At 46.4% G+C, this 15,754-nt stretch carries 13 protein-coding genes; 6 read left to right on the top strand and 7 right to left on the bottom strand.

Annotated elements, in window-relative coordinates; genetic code table 11:
* Position 1 precedes the first annotated feature (1 nt).
* The 3 genes from lptG (at position 2) to GVV58_RS08635 (ending at position 3,948) form a co-directional block, all read left to right on the top strand.
* Positions 2–1,072, top strand: a complete 1,071-nt coding sequence (lptG, locus tag GVV58_RS08645) for an LPS export ABC transporter permease LptG (RefSeq protein WP_100355203.1) — start codon at positions 2–4, stop codon at positions 1,070–1,072.
* Positions 1,073–1,196: 124 nt separating this feature from the next.
* On the top strand, positions 1,197–2,744 hold the full coding sequence (gene gpmI, locus GVV58_RS08640) for a 2,3-bisphosphoglycerate-independent phosphoglycerate mutase (RefSeq protein WP_005169025.1): 1,548 nt from the start codon (positions 1,197–1,199) through the stop codon (positions 2,742–2,744).
* A 31-nt stretch (positions 2,745–2,775) separates the two neighbouring features.
* Positions 2,776–3,948, top strand: coding sequence for a S41 family peptidase (locus tag GVV58_RS08635; protein WP_159516343.1), 1,173 nt, complete (start codon positions 2,776–2,778; stop codon positions 3,946–3,948).
* Here the strand turns inward: GVV58_RS08635 and GVV58_RS08630 are convergent, their stop codons facing one another.
* From GVV58_RS08630 to GVV58_RS08620, 3 genes are read right to left on the bottom strand one after another with little or no spacing between them, the layout of a single operon-like run.
* Positions 3,949–5,373: a sigma-54 dependent transcriptional regulator gene (locus GVV58_RS08630; RefSeq protein ID WP_005169020.1), complete on the bottom strand. Its 1,425-nt coding sequence runs from the start codon at positions 5,371–5,373 to the stop codon at positions 3,949–3,951.
* 15 nt (positions 5,374–5,388) lie between these two features.
* Positions 5,389–6,954: an ATP-binding protein gene (locus tag GVV58_RS08625; protein ID WP_159516342.1), complete on the bottom strand. Its 1,566-nt coding sequence runs from the start codon at positions 6,952–6,954 to the stop codon at positions 5,389–5,391.
* A gap of 22 nt (positions 6,955–6,976) precedes the next feature.
* Positions 6,977–7,612 (bottom strand): response regulator, encoded by a 636-nt coding sequence (locus GVV58_RS08620; protein WP_005108454.1) that lies wholly within the window; start codon positions 7,610–7,612, stop codon positions 6,977–6,979.
* A gap of 219 nt (positions 7,613–7,831) precedes the next feature.
* On the opposite strand from GVV58_RS08620, the gene GVV58_RS08615 reads away from it, so the two are divergent.
* Entirely contained in the window at positions 7,832–8,899 is a 1,068-nt protein-coding gene (locus tag GVV58_RS08615; protein WP_141667085.1) for a serine hydrolase, read from the top strand.
* Positions 8,900–8,953: 54 nt separating this feature from the next.
* Here GVV58_RS08615 and thrC read toward each other — a convergent pair whose 3' ends face one another.
* From thrC to xerD, 4 genes are all read right to left on the bottom strand, one after another.
* Positions 8,954–10,093 (bottom strand): threonine synthase, encoded by a 1,140-nt coding sequence (thrC, locus tag GVV58_RS08610; protein ID WP_005094446.1) that lies wholly within the window; start codon positions 10,091–10,093, stop codon positions 8,954–8,956.
* Positions 10,094–10,150: 57 nt separating this feature from the next.
* Complete coding sequence (locus GVV58_RS08605; RefSeq protein WP_005094444.1) at positions 10,151–11,455, bottom strand: homoserine dehydrogenase; 1,305 nt, start codon at positions 11,453–11,455, stop codon at positions 10,151–10,153.
* A 125-nt stretch (positions 11,456–11,580) separates the two neighbouring features.
* The gene (locus GVV58_RS08600) at positions 11,581–12,393 is read right to left on the bottom strand and encodes a DsbC family protein (RefSeq protein WP_005169007.1); all 813 of its coding nucleotides are present in this window, start codon (positions 12,391–12,393) and stop codon (positions 11,581–11,583) included.
* Between the two features lie 99 nt (positions 12,394–12,492).
* Positions 12,493–13,410 carry a site-specific tyrosine recombinase XerD gene (gene xerD, locus GVV58_RS08595; protein ID WP_005094442.1) on the bottom strand — a complete coding sequence of 306 codons (918 nt, stop codon included), beginning with the start codon at positions 13,408–13,410 and terminating at the stop codon, positions 12,493–12,495.
* Positions 13,411–13,585: 175 nt separating this feature from the next.
* Between xerD and GVV58_RS08590 the strand changes: the two genes are divergently transcribed.
* Together GVV58_RS08590 and GVV58_RS08585 are read left to right on the top strand one after the other, a co-directional pair.
* Positions 13,586–13,846, top strand: coding sequence for a FeoA family protein (locus tag GVV58_RS08590; RefSeq protein ID WP_004281065.1), 261 nt, complete (start codon positions 13,586–13,588; stop codon positions 13,844–13,846).
* Positions 13,843–15,699, top strand: coding sequence for a ferrous iron transporter B (locus tag GVV58_RS08585; RefSeq protein WP_005094440.1), 1,857 nt, complete (start codon positions 13,843–13,845; stop codon positions 15,697–15,699). Before GVV58_RS08590 ends, GVV58_RS08585 begins: the two co-directional genes overlap by 4 nt.
* Positions 15,700–15,754 lie beyond the last annotated feature (55 nt).

The raw sequence follows: 15,754 nt of genomic DNA, 5'->3' as shown, positions 1-15,754 counted from the left end.
AATGTTGGCACGTCGTATAGTTGCAAAACATGTGACCCAAACCACTGCGCTGGCGATGCTGGGTGCAACCGCTGTGTTGGCGGGTTTACAGGTGTTATTTACTTATCTGGGTGAGCTGGGTTCACTAAAAGAAGGTTATGGCGCCTGGGATGCCTTGAAATATGTGCTCTGGGGTGCTCCGAATTATCTTTATGAAATTCTGCCGATCTCGGCGCTGATCGGTGCGGTTTTAGGTTTGGGCACATTAGCCTCAAATAGTGAACTGATTGTGATGCGCTCGATCGGGATCAGTCTGTGGCGGATTGTTGGCTGGGTGATCCGTTCAGCATTACTGCTGGTGGTCTTGTCATTTGCCTTGAGCGAGTGGGTGATTCCTTATACCAATGAACAGGCCAAGAGCGTAAAAAGTTCGAGTAAAGCCGCGCAACTGGGCGAAGTGCGGGGTTACTGGACACGGGAAGGGCAGCGCTTTATTTATATTGATTATGCCAATTCGCAAGGTCAGCTGAAAAATGTGCAGATGCTGGATTTTGATGAAAATTATCGCTTACGCGGCACCTTGCAAGCGGATCAGGGCGAATTCGTCACAGATGGCTCCTGGACATTAAGCAATACCGAGCAGTTCGATATTCTGCAAAATGGTAGTGCTACCCTGATCAAGCAGGAACAGCAACCTTTGGCACTGGCATTACAGCCAAAATATGTGCATATGGTCACCATCGATCCTGAAGACTTGTCACCGAGCCAACTGGTCAGTTTCACAAGTTATATGCATGAATATAGTCAGGTGCCAAAAACCTATCAACTGGCTTTCTGGCAGAAACTCGGTTCTCCTTTTGCCCTGATTGCACTGGTGGTGATTGCCTGTTCATTTATTTTTGGGCCGCTGCGTCAGCAATCCATGGGTTTTCGTCTGGTGATTGCCTTATTTGCCGGTCTGGGCTTTTTCTATCTGCAGGATTTCCTCGGTTATGCCAGTCTGGTCTATGCACCATCTCCGGCATGGTTTGTCTTTATTCCGATTCTGATCATGTTCGGTATTGGGGGTTACCTGCTGCATCGGGCACGCTAAGACCCAGGAAAATAGAACAAATCAATCGCGATGAGTGGCTTAAACCATACTCTGGTCATGGCCTCTTTTTGCAAACTTCGCTAAAATAGAGCGATTAATTCGTAGACGAACAGAGTATTTCATTATGACGGATGCAACTGCTGGCAAAATCCCTCACGTTTTGGTGATTATGGATGGTGTGGGTCATCGCGAAGCGGTCGAAGACAACGCGTTTTTAGCAGCTAAACGACCAAATTTAACTGCAATGCAGGACAAGCATCCGCATGGTTTGATCTCGGGTTCAGGCGAAGATGTTGGTCTGCCAGATGGCCAGATGGGGAACTCGGAAGTCGGACATATGAACCTCGGTGCAGGTCGTGTGCTGTATCAGGATTTTACCCGGATTACCAAAGACATTCGTACCGGTGATTTCTTCAATCATGAAGTACTCGTCGATGCGGTTGAAAAAGCCAAAGCTTCAGGTGGTGCAGTGCATTTGCTCGGCCTTTTATCTCAAGGCGGTGTGCATTCGCATGAAGACCATATTGTTGCGATGGCTGAACTGGCACTCAAACGTGGTGTCAAAGTTTATTTGCATGCTTTCCTGGATGGTCGTGATACGCCGCCACGAAGTGCCCAGCCGTCATTGGAAAAACTGGATGCGCTGTTTGCACAATATCCAGGTCAAGGTCGTATTGCCAGCATGATTGGTCGTTACTTCGCGATGGATCGTGACAACCGTTGGGATCGCGTCGAACAGGCCTATCGTTTATTGACTGAAGGCGAAGCGGCCCGTACAGCTGCCACCGCAGTTCAAGGTCTGGAACAGGCTTATGCCGCAGATGAGTCGGATGAATTTGTCAAAGCCACCCGCATTGGTGAGCTGGCAAAAATTCAGGATGGCGACAGCGTGGTCTTCATGAACTTCCGTGCCGATCGTGCCCGTGAATTGACTCGCGCATTTGTAGAAAAAGATTTTGCTGGATTTGCACGTAAAGTGGTGCCGAACTTAGCCAAGTTTGTGATGTTGACGCGTTACCAAGCAACGATTGATGCGCCTGTGGCCTATATGCCAGAAGCGTTGGTCAACTCGATTGGTGAATACCTATCAAATCTGGGTAAAACCCAATTGCGTATTGCTGAAACTGAAAAATATGCACACGTGACGTTCTTCTTTAGTGGCGGTCGTGAAGATGAATATCCGGGTGAAAAACGTATCCTGATTCCATCGCCAAATGTAGCAACTTATGACATCAAACCGGAAATGAGTGCTTATGAAGTGACTGATGAGCTGGTCGCTGCGATCAATTCAGGCGAATTTGACCTGCTGGTGGTGAACTATGCCAATGGTGATATGGTCGGTCATACCGGTGTTTTTGATGCCGCAGTGAAAGCGGTTGAAGCGGTCGATACCTGCTTAGGCCGGGTTTATGAGGCGGTGATGGCGCAAAAAGGTCATATGCTTATCACTGCCGATCATGGTAATGTAGAGCAGATGCAGGACTATCACAGTGGTCAGGTGCATACTCAACATACCACTGAATTGGTTCCATTTATTTATGTAGGTCCAACTCAGGCCACGATCGCAGAAGGTGGCGTATTGGCAGATGTCGCACCGACCTTATTAAGTCTGATGCAAGTTCCAGTCCCTGCGGAAATGCAAGGTCGCAACCTGATTGAACTGAATCAATAATTTTCGATAAGATTTTAAAGAAAGGTAAAAAATGGCAACAACACATTGGAAGTCTGTCGTTATACCATGCTTACTGATGTGTTTGAGTCATTCGGCCTGGGGTGCGGGCTCAAAAGAGCCGGTATTCGATGATATGGAAATGGATAGTCAGGTTTATACTGAAATTCCTGTGGCATCCATTCAAGAATTTGTACAAATTTACGGCATCGTCAAAGACAATTATATTCAAGACAAAAATGACGACGCCTTGTTCCAACAGGCAATCCAAGGGCTGGTCAGTGGCTTAGACCGCTATTCGCGTTATTTGTCTCCTGAAGATTATAAGCAGCTACGTGAATATACTGAAGGTGATCTGGCCAGCATTGATTTCGATCTGCAATTTAACTCGCAGATGAAGCAATGGATGGTGCAGGGATTGAGCGCCGATGCCGACTCTGCCAAGCAGGGACTGCGTAATGGTGTCACGGTCTATAAAATTGATGATCAGGTACTGAGTAGCCTGAATCAGGAGCAGGTGCGACAGTTATTGAGCGGGGCGGTCGGCTCTACGCTGAGCATACAGCTTTCCCCGCAAAGTCCGGTGGTTCGTCTGGTAAGGAATACCAAGCTCGATACTGAAATTAAATCCAGTCTGCACAATAATCAGGTACTGGTATTGCAGGTCAAAGTTTTCCAGCAAGATACAGCCAATGAAATCAAGCGCCTGATTGAAAGCTATTCTGACAGACGCTTAAAAGCGGTGATGTTTGATCTACGCAATAACCCGGGTGGCTTACTTTCTGCCGCAGTAGAATCGGCCGATTTATTTTTGAATCAGGGTGTGATTGTCTCGACCCAAAGCCGTTCGGAAGGCAATCAGCAATTTCAGGCGCTGCCAAGTTTTGAATTTCAGAATCTGAAAGTGGGCGTTCTGATTAATAACCGTTCAGCTTCGGCAGCTGAAGTCTTTACGGCAGCATTGAAAGAACATAGCCGGGCTTGGGTGGTCGGTGAGCAAAGCTATGGCAAAGGTGTGGTACAAAAGCTATTTCCACTGAGTAATGGTTCTGCTTTACAAATGACAGTGGCACAATACTTCAGTCCGAGTGGTCAGATGATTGAAGGGCGGGGCGTGCAGCCACATTTCAGTTATCCGTTTAAGCAGGAAATGCGTGAGGAGAGCTATCTGGAACACGTCACAGACCTGCTGCTCCTGCAAAAATAATTATTCGTCTTCCTCAGTATCCAGTCCGAACTTTTTCAAACGATAGCGTAGGGAGCGGAATGACATACCGAGCTTTTTCGCGGCCAGTGTGCGGTTCCAGTGCGTTAGATTCAGCGCATTGAGTAGAACTTCTTTTTCAATCTTTTCTAAATATAGCTCTAGGCCTTCTTCAGGGAGCTTTCTCGGGGCAATCAGGGTGTCAGTCGCAATGATCTCGCTCGTGAGCGTATTCATCTCCTGAGCGCTGTTAAGAGCCTGACGTAACGGTGCACTTTGCAGGTGCTGAAGATCAATCCGTTCTTCATCACTCAAGGTAATTGCACGTTCCATAATATTACGCAATTCACGAACATTACCCGGATAATATTGTTCCAATAAAAATTCTTTACTGCGTTCTGTCAGTTTTTTATTGGCAATGCCCCATTCCTGGCAAATCTTCTGAATAAAATGTTCGGCCAGCAAGAGAATATCCTGACTCCGTTCACGCAGCGGCGGTAAAGTCAGATCCATCACATGAATACGGAAATATAAATCCTGACGGAATTTGCCTTGTTGTACCAAGGCTTCCAGATCCTGATGCGTGGCACTGATGACGCGGAAATCCACATCAATTTCAGTATCTGAACCGAGGGGACGAATACGTTTTTCCTGTACGGCACGTAACAGTTTGACCTGCATAGCAAGTGGTAATTCGGCAATTTCATCCAGAAACAGGCTGCCGCCATGTGCCGATTGAATCAGCCCCTGTTTGTCCTGAGCGGCGCCAGTAAAGCTGCCTTTCTTATGCCCAAACAGTTCGCTTTCCATCAGTTCAGTGGGAATCGCACCACAGTTAATTGCAATAAAAGGGCCTTCATTACGGTTGCTCAGGCGATGGACCAGATTGGCCACCACTTCCTTGCCAGTTCCCGATTCGCCAGTAATAAAAACCGGTGCCTGTGAGCGGGCAATTTTTTGTAAGGTAATACGTAAGTGCTGAATCGGTATCGATTGCCCAATCAGCATTTTATGTTCTAAAGCATCATTTGGATTATTATGGGAATAATCCACCGGTTTATTCAGTGCTTTTTGTAGCAGCTGTTCCAGATGTTTCTGATTGATCGGTTTGCTGACAAAGTCAAAGGCACCGGCCTTGAGTGCAGCAATCGCGATTTCCATGTTGCCATAGGCGGTCAGAACCGCGACCGGAAGTGCAGGGTAGAGATGGCCAATCCACTCCAGTAACTCCAAACCATTGCCATCGGGCAAGTTCAGGTCAGTTAAACAGGCATCATATTGATGATCTGCAAGACATTTTTTAGCATCTTGCAGACAATGTGCGATGTGCGTACGAATCCCCATCCGCAGCAACGACATTTGCATGAGGGTGCATAAATCTTCTTCATCATCCACCAAGAGCACCAGTGGCTGTTGTTCCACACTCATTTCCCTTAAACCCCTTTATACCGTAATACGTTGGCAGCTAATGCGAAAGCATGCGCCCTGTTCTTGTTGTATATAGTTTAATTGTGCCTGATTTGCTTCACAAAAACTATGTGATAAGTACAGTCCTAATCCGGTTCCACTAATCGAGGTGCTGAAAAAAGGTTGAAATAATAGGGCCTGGTCGTGTATGGCTACACCTGAGCCGAAATCCCGGATATCAATCCAGACCCGATGTTCATAGGGATGTATATTCAGCTGAATGTAATTGGCATCTGCTGAATTGTGACGGATGGCGTTGCGAATCAGATTAATCAGGATTTGCCGGAATTGTGCCTCATCAAACTGAATCGCCAGCGAGACATCAATATTAAATTGAATCTGATCACGAATATCAGCCAGATCTTCCTGGATAAATAACGGGATAAATTCATTGAGATGAATCGGCACCGGATGGGTTTCTTTATTTTTGACCATATTCAGTGTGTCCTGAATAATCCGGTCAATCCGGGTCGCCTGCCGGCCAATCATCTGGTTGAGTACTTGTTGTTGTTCATTGTCAGAGTCAAGGTATAAATCATTGGCCTGCACAATAGCTGCCAATGGATTACGAATTTCATGCGCAATACTGGCCGAAAGCTGCCCCAGTGCGGCAAGTTTGAGTTGTTGCACTTGCTGATTGAGTTTTTTGGCATCCTGTAATACCAGTAGCGTTAGGGTTTGATGCGGTACAATCAGCTTTTGTACCTGGACATGAATGTTATAGCGACTTTGCTGGGATTCAAACTGAAAGCGTTCACCATTTTCCAGCGTTTCAAAATGGATCAGTTCAAATAAATCCGGCTGTGACTGGTATAAGGTAAATTTTTCCAGACCGTATTTGGATTCAATCCCAAGCAGATGACAGGCAGCAGGATTACTGAGTACCACATGATAATTTTCATCCAGAACCAGATAACCGGTTTCAATTTGCTCCAGAATATAACGGTTAATATTCTGTAAGCGATGAAGTTCCAGCGATTGAGAGAAGTTCAGGTTTTCCAGAATCTGAAAACGGCGCACGGCAATTTGCCCGGTGCCATAGACGACAAAAAACAAAAAGGCCAGCAGGGCGCTATTACTGATATTGCTAAGTGAGGAAAATGCAAAAATACTGCCGATAAAATGCTGATAGATAATGCTAATGACGGCAATCAGGGTGAAGACCAATGCTTTTTTTGCATCTAATAATAAAGATGCAGAAAAAATGGTAATCACGAACAGCAGCCCGATTTGCAGATTCGGACCATTGCTGGCCAAGGTCAGCAAACTTAATAGGCAGACATCAACAAAGAAAATCATGATCAGCTGCGGCTGGATCAGACGTCTGATCCACTTCAACGCGAACAGCTGTACCGTATTGATTGCTACCCAGATTCCCAGCGCATAATAATACAGCTGCGGATATTGGTAGTCGCTGGTCAGTTCGGGGTAGGTCAGTAGAAAAATAAGCAGCAGGCCAGTGCTGATCAGCAGGCGATAAGCGCTATACCAGATACCAAGATGATATCGGTTGAGAGCAGAGTAACTAGATGGTTGTGCCATATGCACCGGAACTCGTTAAAGGCTAGGGTTTAATGAGTCCATAGCGCATGGCCAGATGCGTCAGTTTGACATCACTATCAATATTCAGTTTTTCAAAAATACGATAACGATAAGTATTTACGGTTTTGACGCTGACAAAGAGCTTGTCAGCAATTTCCTGAGCGCTGATACAGTTCACCACCATCATCGCCACTTGCATTTCACGTTCTGACAGTGCATCAAAAGGCGATTGCTGTGTATCAGAAAGGTAAGAACTCGCTAACTGTTCTGCAATGTCGGCACTAAAATATTTACCGCCTTGCATGACTTTATTGATGGCGCGAACCATTTCTGAAATCGGCGCCCCTTTGGTAATATAACCTTTGGCTCCGGCTTTTAATAACAGCGAAGGATAGGGTTCTTCTGCCAGACCGCTGACAGCCAGTACTTTGGTTTCAGGGGCGCTCTGAAGCAGACGACGCGTGGTTTCTACGCCACCAATGCCCGGCATATTCACATCCAGTAAAACCACATTCGGATGATGCTGACGAACCAGAGAAATCGCTTCTTCACCAGATTCAGCCTGTCCAATCACCTGAACCTCCGCATGGTCTTCCAGCATTCTGCAAATTCCAGTACGTACTAATTCATGGTCGTCCACAACTAAAACTGTGATCACCTACGCTCTCCCTCTGTTAAAAAAATCATTTTTTTGTTACATAAAGCAAAATAAGCTTGCAATGAAAGTACAAAATTAGCAATCCTATTCGCAAGATAAAATCTGAAACTTATCACACAGTGTCAAGATCAAAAAATGTTCTGCAATGTGTTTAAATGTAAGGCATATTAGAGGTAATACGCAAATCAATCTTACCTCTGTTAGTTGAGTGAAGAAATAGTGAAGAAAATAAACAAGTCTTTAAGGCATGTATTGGGCCTGTCCGTGTTAGTCAGCATGAGTGCGACAAGTTTTGCTGAAATCATTATGAATTCTGGCACGACAGAGGGCGGATCCAGCATTAGTTGGTCTTCTGAGGAAGTCAATCAGCTGATGAGTGATGATTTCCGTGTGGCTGCTGATGAGCCTTCGCCACCCGGTTCAGCCACCGTGACCACGACCTTGCGTCAGAGTGTACCGAGCACCCAGCAGTCGGTCAGTGTTCAGCAACCAGCAAAAACAACACAGATTTTTGATACAAACAGTTATAGCAATCAACCCTCTGTAAATGCCCGTGCTGCATTGGTTATGGATGCGCAAACCGGTGAGGTGCTGTTTAGCAAAAACACCAATACCGCTTTGCCGATTGCATCTATTACCAAATTAATGACAGCAGTGGTGATTTCCGATGCACGTTTAAACATGTCAGAAAAAATCACGCTGCAACAGGCTGATTTCTCTTGCGCAGGTTGTAAAAGCTCAAGCTCGACCTTACGTGCTGGCGATAGCATGAACCGTGCCGAAGCTTTATTGTTTGCTCTAATGAAGTCTGAAAACCCGGCAGCTGCAGCCTTGGCGCGAACGTATCCAGGTGGTCGCAGTGCATTTATTGCAGCGATGAACAGTAAGGCCAAGGCCTTAGGCATGAATTCATCCCGCTTTATGGAATCAACCGGCTTACACCCTGGAAATGTGGCATCAGCACGTGATTTGGGTATTTTAGTGAATACCGCTTCTCAATATGGTTTGATTCGTCAATTCTCGACCACACCAAGCTATGACTTTAACTTGGGTTATCGTGTACTGAAATCGAATAATACCAATGCACTGGTGCGTAACGGCGGCTGGAATATCAATATTTCTAAAACCGGTTTTATTAATGAAGCAGGGCGCTGTGTGGTGATGCATACGACCCTGAATAACCGTCCGGTGGCAGTGGTACTGTTAGGTGCAAATAGCTCACAGGCGCGTACCAATGATGCGACCCGTTTGATGAGCTGGGTGAGCCAGCAACCAAAACGAATCTAATCTCTGCGCTCATAAAAAACCCTGCAAATGCAGGGTTTTTTATTCTGGCTGAAATTACATGTTCGACAGAATAGAGTCTTTTACCTGAGCCATGGTTGCGTCGATAGACAGCATCACCGCATCGGCACATTGTTTGATCGCGGTATCTGGATCTTTTAGACCATTACCGGTTACGGTACATACGATTACTGAACCTTCAGCGATTTTACCTGCTTTGATATCACGGATTGCACCGCCAACAGACGCAGCAGATGCAGGTTCTACGAATACACCTTCATACATCGACAGCAGACGTTGCGCTTCAAGAATCTCAGCATCCGTCAGTTCATCAAACCAGCCGTTTGAATCACGAACGACAGCTTTGGCATGATTGAAGCTTTGCGGATTACCAATACGAATTGCAGTTGCAACAGTTTCCGGATTTTCTACTGGACCACCACGCAGGAACGGAGCAGCACCAGACGCTTGGTAACCGGCCATGATTGGCAAGCCAGCCGGTTTAGGACCAGTGAAAGCATCGGTTTCAGCATCGTAAATCACTTGCTCAAATTCTTCTTTCGACTGATTGGCCACCGCTTCGGTATAGCCCATCCAGTGTGCAGTGATATTACCTGCGTTACCCACTGGCAGGCAGTGGTAATCCGGGGCACGACCTAAAGCTTCAACGATCTCGTAAGCAATGGTTTTTTGACCCTGCAGGCGGTACGGGTTGATTGAGTTTACAATCGTTACCGGTGCCTGATCAGCAACTTCCTTCACCAGACGCATGCCGTCATCGAAGTTACCACGAATTTGCATGGTGATTGCACCATACATCATCGCTTGGGCCATTTTACCCATGGCAATTTTGCCTTCCGGGATGAGTACAAATGCTTTGATACCGGCACGAGCAGCGTATGCAGCCGCAGCAGCAGAAGTATTACCAGTGGATGCACAGATGATGGCTTTAGAGCCTTCTTCAACGGCTTTGGTCACCGCCATAGTCATACCGCGGTCTTTAAATGAACCAGTCGGGTTTAAGCCCTCGTACTTCACATAAATTTCAACATCTTTACCAATAATGCGTGGAATATTCTCAAGCTTGATCAGTGGAGTATTACCCTCACCCAAAGAGATCGCACGAGTAGTTGCAGACACTGGTAAACGGTCGCGATAGCGGTCAACTAAACCAGTATAACGATTGGCATTCGACATGATGATGTTCCAATTGTGTGTAGAGCTTGGCAAGAGGAAATACTCCCCTTAACCCGATTAATTATCAAGCGATTCTAAACGAATTCGTACAATTTCGCCATGAATGACGGGTAATGCTTGAATTTGTGAGAGCGCTGCATCCATTTTTGATTCGACGATAGGATCGGTCAGAATCACGATCGGAATAAGGTCTTTTAAGCGAGGTTGCTGCATGATGGCATCAATACTGATTCCGGCACGACTGAGGATCGTGGTGACATCGGCAAGCACGCCCATTTGATCTTCGGCATTAATACGGATGTAATAGCCGGTGGTCATTTGTTCACGACTCAAGATCGGTAAATCGGTCAGGGCTTCAAAGGCCAGTTGCGGAATGGTTCCGGCACCGTCTTCGGTATAAATGATATCACGGACAATATCCACCACGTCTGCGACCACAGCAGAAGCCGTTGGGCCTGCACCCGCACCTGCGCCGTAGTAGAGCGTTGGGCCAACCGCATTGGCTTGTACCAGTACGGCATTTTTCACGCCATTGACGTTGGCAATCAGTTCTTCTTCAGGAATCAGGGTTGGATGAACACGGAGTTCAATCCCGGCATCGGTGCGGCGTGCAATTCCCAGGTGTTTGATACGGAAACCGAGGTCTTCTGCATATTTCACATCTTGTGCAGTGACTTTGCCAATGCCTTCAGTAAAGACTTTGTCAAACTGTAGCGGAATACCAAAGGCACATGAAGCCAGAATGGTCAGCTTATGTGCAGCATCAATACCTTCCACGTCAAAGGTTGGATCGGCTTCGGCATATCCGAGTTCTTGTGCTTCTTTGAGTACGTCTTCAAAAGTACGGCCTTTTTCACGCATTTCGCTGAGAATGAAGTTCCCCGTACCATTGATGATGCCCGCCAGCCATTCAATCTTGTTGGCCGCCAGACCTTCACGAATCACTTTAATAATGGGAATACCGCCAGCCACTGCCGCTTCATAGGCAATCTGCACGGCGTTGTCTTCAGCCGCTTTAAACAGCTCATTCCCATGTTCAGCCAATAGCGCCTTGTTGGCAGTGACAATATGCTTGCCATGTTTCATGGCTTCCATAATAATTTCAAAAGCAGGATGAATCCCGCCCATGACTTCGACCACCACGTCTACGTCAGGTTGACGCACGATGTCCATCAAGTCTGCACTTTGTTTCACTGATGCAGGTAGGTCCAGATCAGGACGTGGACGACGGGTGCCTACATAGGTAATTTCAATTTCACGACCGGTGCGACGTTTAATCTCAGCAGCATTTTCTTTTAATAGTTTCAAGGCACCACCACCTACAGTACCAAGACCGAGGATAGCCAGACGAACTGGTTTCACGTCACACTCCAAATAAACAGTTTTTTACGAGAACCTAGATCATAGCTAAAAAAACGCCATGACTCTAGGGTCATTTCAGAATATCTTTATGTATAAAATAAAGTTAAATAACGTATTAAAATGAGTTATTTAAGTCGCTTCAATAATTCAGCGCTAGACAGATATCCGCCGAGGTAAACCCCTTCCGAACTATAAATGGCAGGGGTGCCATTGACGCCCATATTCAGGCCCATGTGATATTGATCTTGAACAGGATTTTCACATTTCTCTGCACTAATTTGTGCGCCGGCAATGGCCTGATCAAAAGCACTATGACGGTCAGCACTACACCAGATTGCTTCCATGGCCGGCATATGCTGTTCACCACGCGGCCAGGCGATATAACGAACTTCAATACCTTTACTATTCATTTCATCCATTTGTTCATGGAATTTATGGCAATACGGACAGCTGACATCGGTAAAGACATAGACCACATGCTTGGCCTTGCCTTTGGCCGGATAGATCAGCAGATCTTCTGCTTTCAGTTCGGCAAAGAGTTTGTTGTTGATTCCGGCTTGCAGGTTTTCACTGACATTATGCAGCTGTTTATCACCGAGTCGGATCACGTCGCCCTGAATCAGGTATTTACCATCGCTGGTGACATAGACCGCAGACATACCTTCCAGACTGACCCAGAACAGGTTCGGTACTTCGGTGGTTTTAATATCGGTAATTTTGGCACTGATCCCCGCAGTTTTGAAATGCTTTTCCAAGGTAGAGACCAGACGCTGTTGTGCATTGCGTTCGGTCAGGGTAGAGGCTTCTCCCGTTGCTGGTGCACTTGCAGTCAGTGTATCTTGCTTTTTAGTGTTGTTATCGGAATTGGAACATGCGCTAAGCCCCAAACCAGCAGCAAGTGTACAAGCCATAAAAACTTTTGAGCGGGCAAATGTCATAAATAACCCTTTTCTTCTTGGACTAAAAACAGAGCATTAGCATAACAAAAAAAAATACAAACACGTCAAACTTCTCAGTTTATTCCATATGTAGATGTTTTAAGCCCGTGGATGATGCGCTGCATGCAGCTGCTGCATCCGCACTTGCGCGACATGGGTATAAATCTGGGTGGTCGACAGGTCACTATGTCCAAGCAGCATCTGTACCACACGTAAATCTGCGCCATGATTGAGCAGATGCGTCGCAAAGGCATGCCGCAAGGTGTGCGGTGACAGCTCGGATGCAATCCCGGCCTGTAAAGCATAGCGTTTAATCGCATACCAGAAATTTTGCCGGCTCATGATGCCGCCATGCTGAGTCAAAAACAGATAATCGGTTGAGGTCTTATACAGTTGTGGACGGGCTTCATTCAGATATTTTTCCACCCATTCACAGGCCATGTGTCCCATCGGTACCAGCCGTTCTTTATTGCCTTTACCGACGATGCGTAAATAGCCCTGTTTTAAGTTAATCAGTTCCAGACGTAAGTTAATCAGTTCAGTGACACGTAAACCGCAAGCATACAGCACTTCAAACATGGCACGGTCACGCAGGCCTAAAGCAGTATTGATATCGGGGGCATCAATCAAGGCCTCAACATCGGCTTCAGACAAATCTTTGGGCAAGGCACGGCCAAGCTTCGGGGTTTTATGCGCTGCCACCGGATTATCACTACGCAGCTTCTGTTCACGCAGAAATTTATAAAATGAACGCAAGGCTGACAGACAGCGGGCAATTGAGCGTGGGCTTTTTTGCTGTTTGGTCAGTGCAATCAATACATCGGAAATATCGTCATGGGTCCATTCTGGCAAAGGCTTGCTCAGACATTCTGCACATTGCAGCAAATCAGATAAATAGGCATTTCGGGTGTGTGGACTAACCGTTTGCGCAATCAGATAATCACGAAAACCCTGTAAATAGCTCAAGGCTTCAGGAATTTGAACCGGGGCGGGAATACGGGGTTTTTTATTCAGCATAGGGTGAAAGGATCTGATCTGAAAAAGCGATGAATTTAATAGGTATTCTCCACTGTAGTTTAATTTCACCAGACTGTCGATGTGATATAAAAACTAATTCAGCATGTAATCAATCTTATTTGTTAATTATTCTCATTTGTTTGTATACTGTACAAAATAGTTCAGGAATTTCACGGTGCGTTTGTCTGATTTAAAAGCAAAACAAATTGCCATCATTCGAAAAGTGAGTCGAACAACTGATGGTGAAAGTGCTCTACACGATGTCGTCGCGAGTCGTTTGGAAACTCTAGGCTTTGTGCCGGGTACGAAGGTACAGGTGATTACGAAAGGTATTTTTGGTGGAGATCCCATTTTGATTCAAGTTGGATTTACCCGTTTTGCTTTGCGTAAATCAGAAGCAGCCAAAATTGAAATCGAACAGGCGGTGTCGGCATGAGTGATACATTACGTATTGCCCTTGTCGGTAACCCTAACTGCGGTAAAACTTCATTATTCAACCATTTAACCGGAACACGCCAAAAAGTTGGTAACTATGCGGGGGTCACGGTTGAACGTAAAGTCGGTACGTTTCAGCTTGCTTCAGGCAAAGCTGTGCGGGTACTGGATTTGCCAGGAACTTATAGTCTGGATGCGACCAGTCCGGATGAAGAAATCACCCGTAATGTGGTGCAAGGTAAAATCGCAGAAGAACAGCAGCAGGATGCATTCTTATGTGTAGTAGATGCCACTAACCTGAAACTGCATCTGGGTCTGGTCCTAGAAATGATTGCTTTGGGTCGTCCGATTCTGGTTGTACTCAACATGATGGATGAAGCACGCCGTCGTGGGATGCAAATCAATACCCAGAAGCTGTCTGAACGTCTCGGCGTGCCCGTGGTGGAAACTGTAGCGGTACGCAGTTCAGGGATTGAAAACCTGAAGAATGCCCTGGATCAGGGAAAATTCTCGGTACCGCAGACTGAACTGAGTGGCTTAAAGGGTGACCCGCATCAGCAGGTAGAAGTCATTCTGAACGACGTGGTCAATTTCGTCGATCAGGAAGACAAACGTACTGATTTTCTCGACAGAATTTTTTTACATCCGGTACTGGGTCTACTCAGCCTGGCTGTAATGATGTTCGTGATTTTCCAAGCGGTATTTGCCTGGGCTGCGCCGTTTATGGATGGCATCGAAACCTTCTTTGGTTGGCTCGGTGAATTCCTCGGTGAATATATTGCTCATCCTTTACTGAATAGTCTGGTGGTGGACGGGATTATTGCTGGTGCCGGCGGGGTGGTGGTATTCCTGCCACAGATTCTGATTCTGTTCTTCTTTATTCTAGTCTTGGAAGAATCAGGTTATTTACCACGAGCAGCCTTCTTGCTCGATAAGCTGATGTTTAAAGCGGGCCTGTCAGGCCGTGCCTTTATTCCGTTATTGTCCAGCTTTGCCTGTGCCATTCCGGGCATCATGGCATCGCGTACCATCAGTGATCCGCGAGATCGTTTAACCACGATTTTTGTGGCACCGCTGATGACCTGTTCAGCACGTTTGCCGGTATATGCCTTGCTGATTGCAGCTTTCATTCCACAGCAAACTGTCTGGGGTTTTATGAACCTGCAAGGTCTGGTGTTATTTGGCCTGTATATGGCGGGTATTGTCAGTGCTCTGGCGGTGTCTTTTGTACTGAAATTTTTCCATAAAGATAAATCCCAGCACATGCTGTTGATGGAGCTGCCAAGCTACCGTTTCCCGGATCTGAAAAATGTCTGGATCGGCTTGCTGGATCGCGGCAAAATCTTCTTGAAGCGGGTCGGCGGTATCATCTTTGCCTTATCGATTGTACTCTGGTTCCTGTGTACCTTCCCGCAACCCCCAGAAGGTGCGACTTTGCCGGCGATTGATTATTCACTGGCAGGTATGCTCGGTCATCTGATGCAGCCAATCTTTGCACCGCTCGGTTTTAACTGGCAGATCTGTATTGCCTTGATTCCAGCCATGGCAGCACGTGAAGTGGTGGTTGCTGCATTGGGCACTGTCTATGCACTGTCTGCCGTAGATGACGATGCAATGTCCGAAGGTCTCTCTTCACTCATCAGTAGTGGTGGTGATCTGGGCTGGTCAGTGGCGACAGGTCTGTCTTTACTGGTGTGGTTTATTTATGCACCGCATTGTCTGGCAACTTTGGCGACAGTCAAACGTGAAACTGGTTCCTGGAAAACGGTCAGTATCATGACGGTTTACCTGTTTGGCTTGGCATATTTCATGTCATTCCTGACTTATCAAATTGCTTCATATTATTTGGGCTAATCTCAGGTTGGCCTCGGCCCGTTGAGCTTGCCTGAGTATATGCATGGGAGATTGA

Origin of the sequence: Acinetobacter sp. 18QD2AZ41W, assembly GCF_009829025.1 — a bacterium.
Lineage (GTDB): Bacteria > Pseudomonadota > Gammaproteobacteria > Pseudomonadales > Moraxellaceae > Acinetobacter > Acinetobacter pseudolwoffii.
This window is presented reverse-complemented; position numbering and strand designations above follow the sequence as displayed.

What these genes read in the sequence shown, in the direction of transcription:
- lptG (WP_100355203.1), top strand. Translation starts at nt 2, where the DNA reads ATGTTGGCACGTCGTATAGTTGCAAAACATGTGACCCAAACCACTGCG.
- GVV58_RS08635 (WP_159516343.1), top strand. Translation starts at nt 2,776, where the DNA reads ATGGCAACAACACATTGGAAGTCTGTCGTTATACCATGCTTACTGATG.
- GVV58_RS08630 (WP_005169020.1), bottom strand. Translation starts at nt 5,373, where the DNA reads ATGAGTGTGGAACAACAGCCACTGGTGCTCTTGGTGGATGATGAAGAA.
- gpmI (WP_005169025.1), top strand. Translation starts at nt 1,197, where the DNA reads ATGACGGATGCAACTGCTGGCAAAATCCCTCACGTTTTGGTGATTATG.
- GVV58_RS08585 (WP_005094440.1), top strand. Translation starts at nt 13,843, where the DNA reads ATGAGTGATACATTACGTATTGCCCTTGTCGGTAACCCTAACTGCGGT.
- thrC (WP_005094446.1), bottom strand. Translation starts at nt 10,093, where the DNA reads ATGTCGAATGCCAATCGTTATACTGGTTTAGTTGACCGCTATCGCGAC.
- xerD (WP_005094442.1), bottom strand. Translation starts at nt 13,410, where the DNA reads ATGCTGAATAAAAAACCCCGTATTCCCGCCCCGGTTCAAATTCCTGAA.
- GVV58_RS08600 (WP_005169007.1), bottom strand. Translation starts at nt 12,393, where the DNA reads ATGACATTTGCCCGCTCAAAAGTTTTTATGGCTTGTACACTTGCTGCT.
- GVV58_RS08625 (WP_159516342.1), bottom strand. Translation starts at nt 6,954, where the DNA reads ATGGCACAACCATCTAGTTACTCTGCTCTCAACCGATATCATCTTGGT.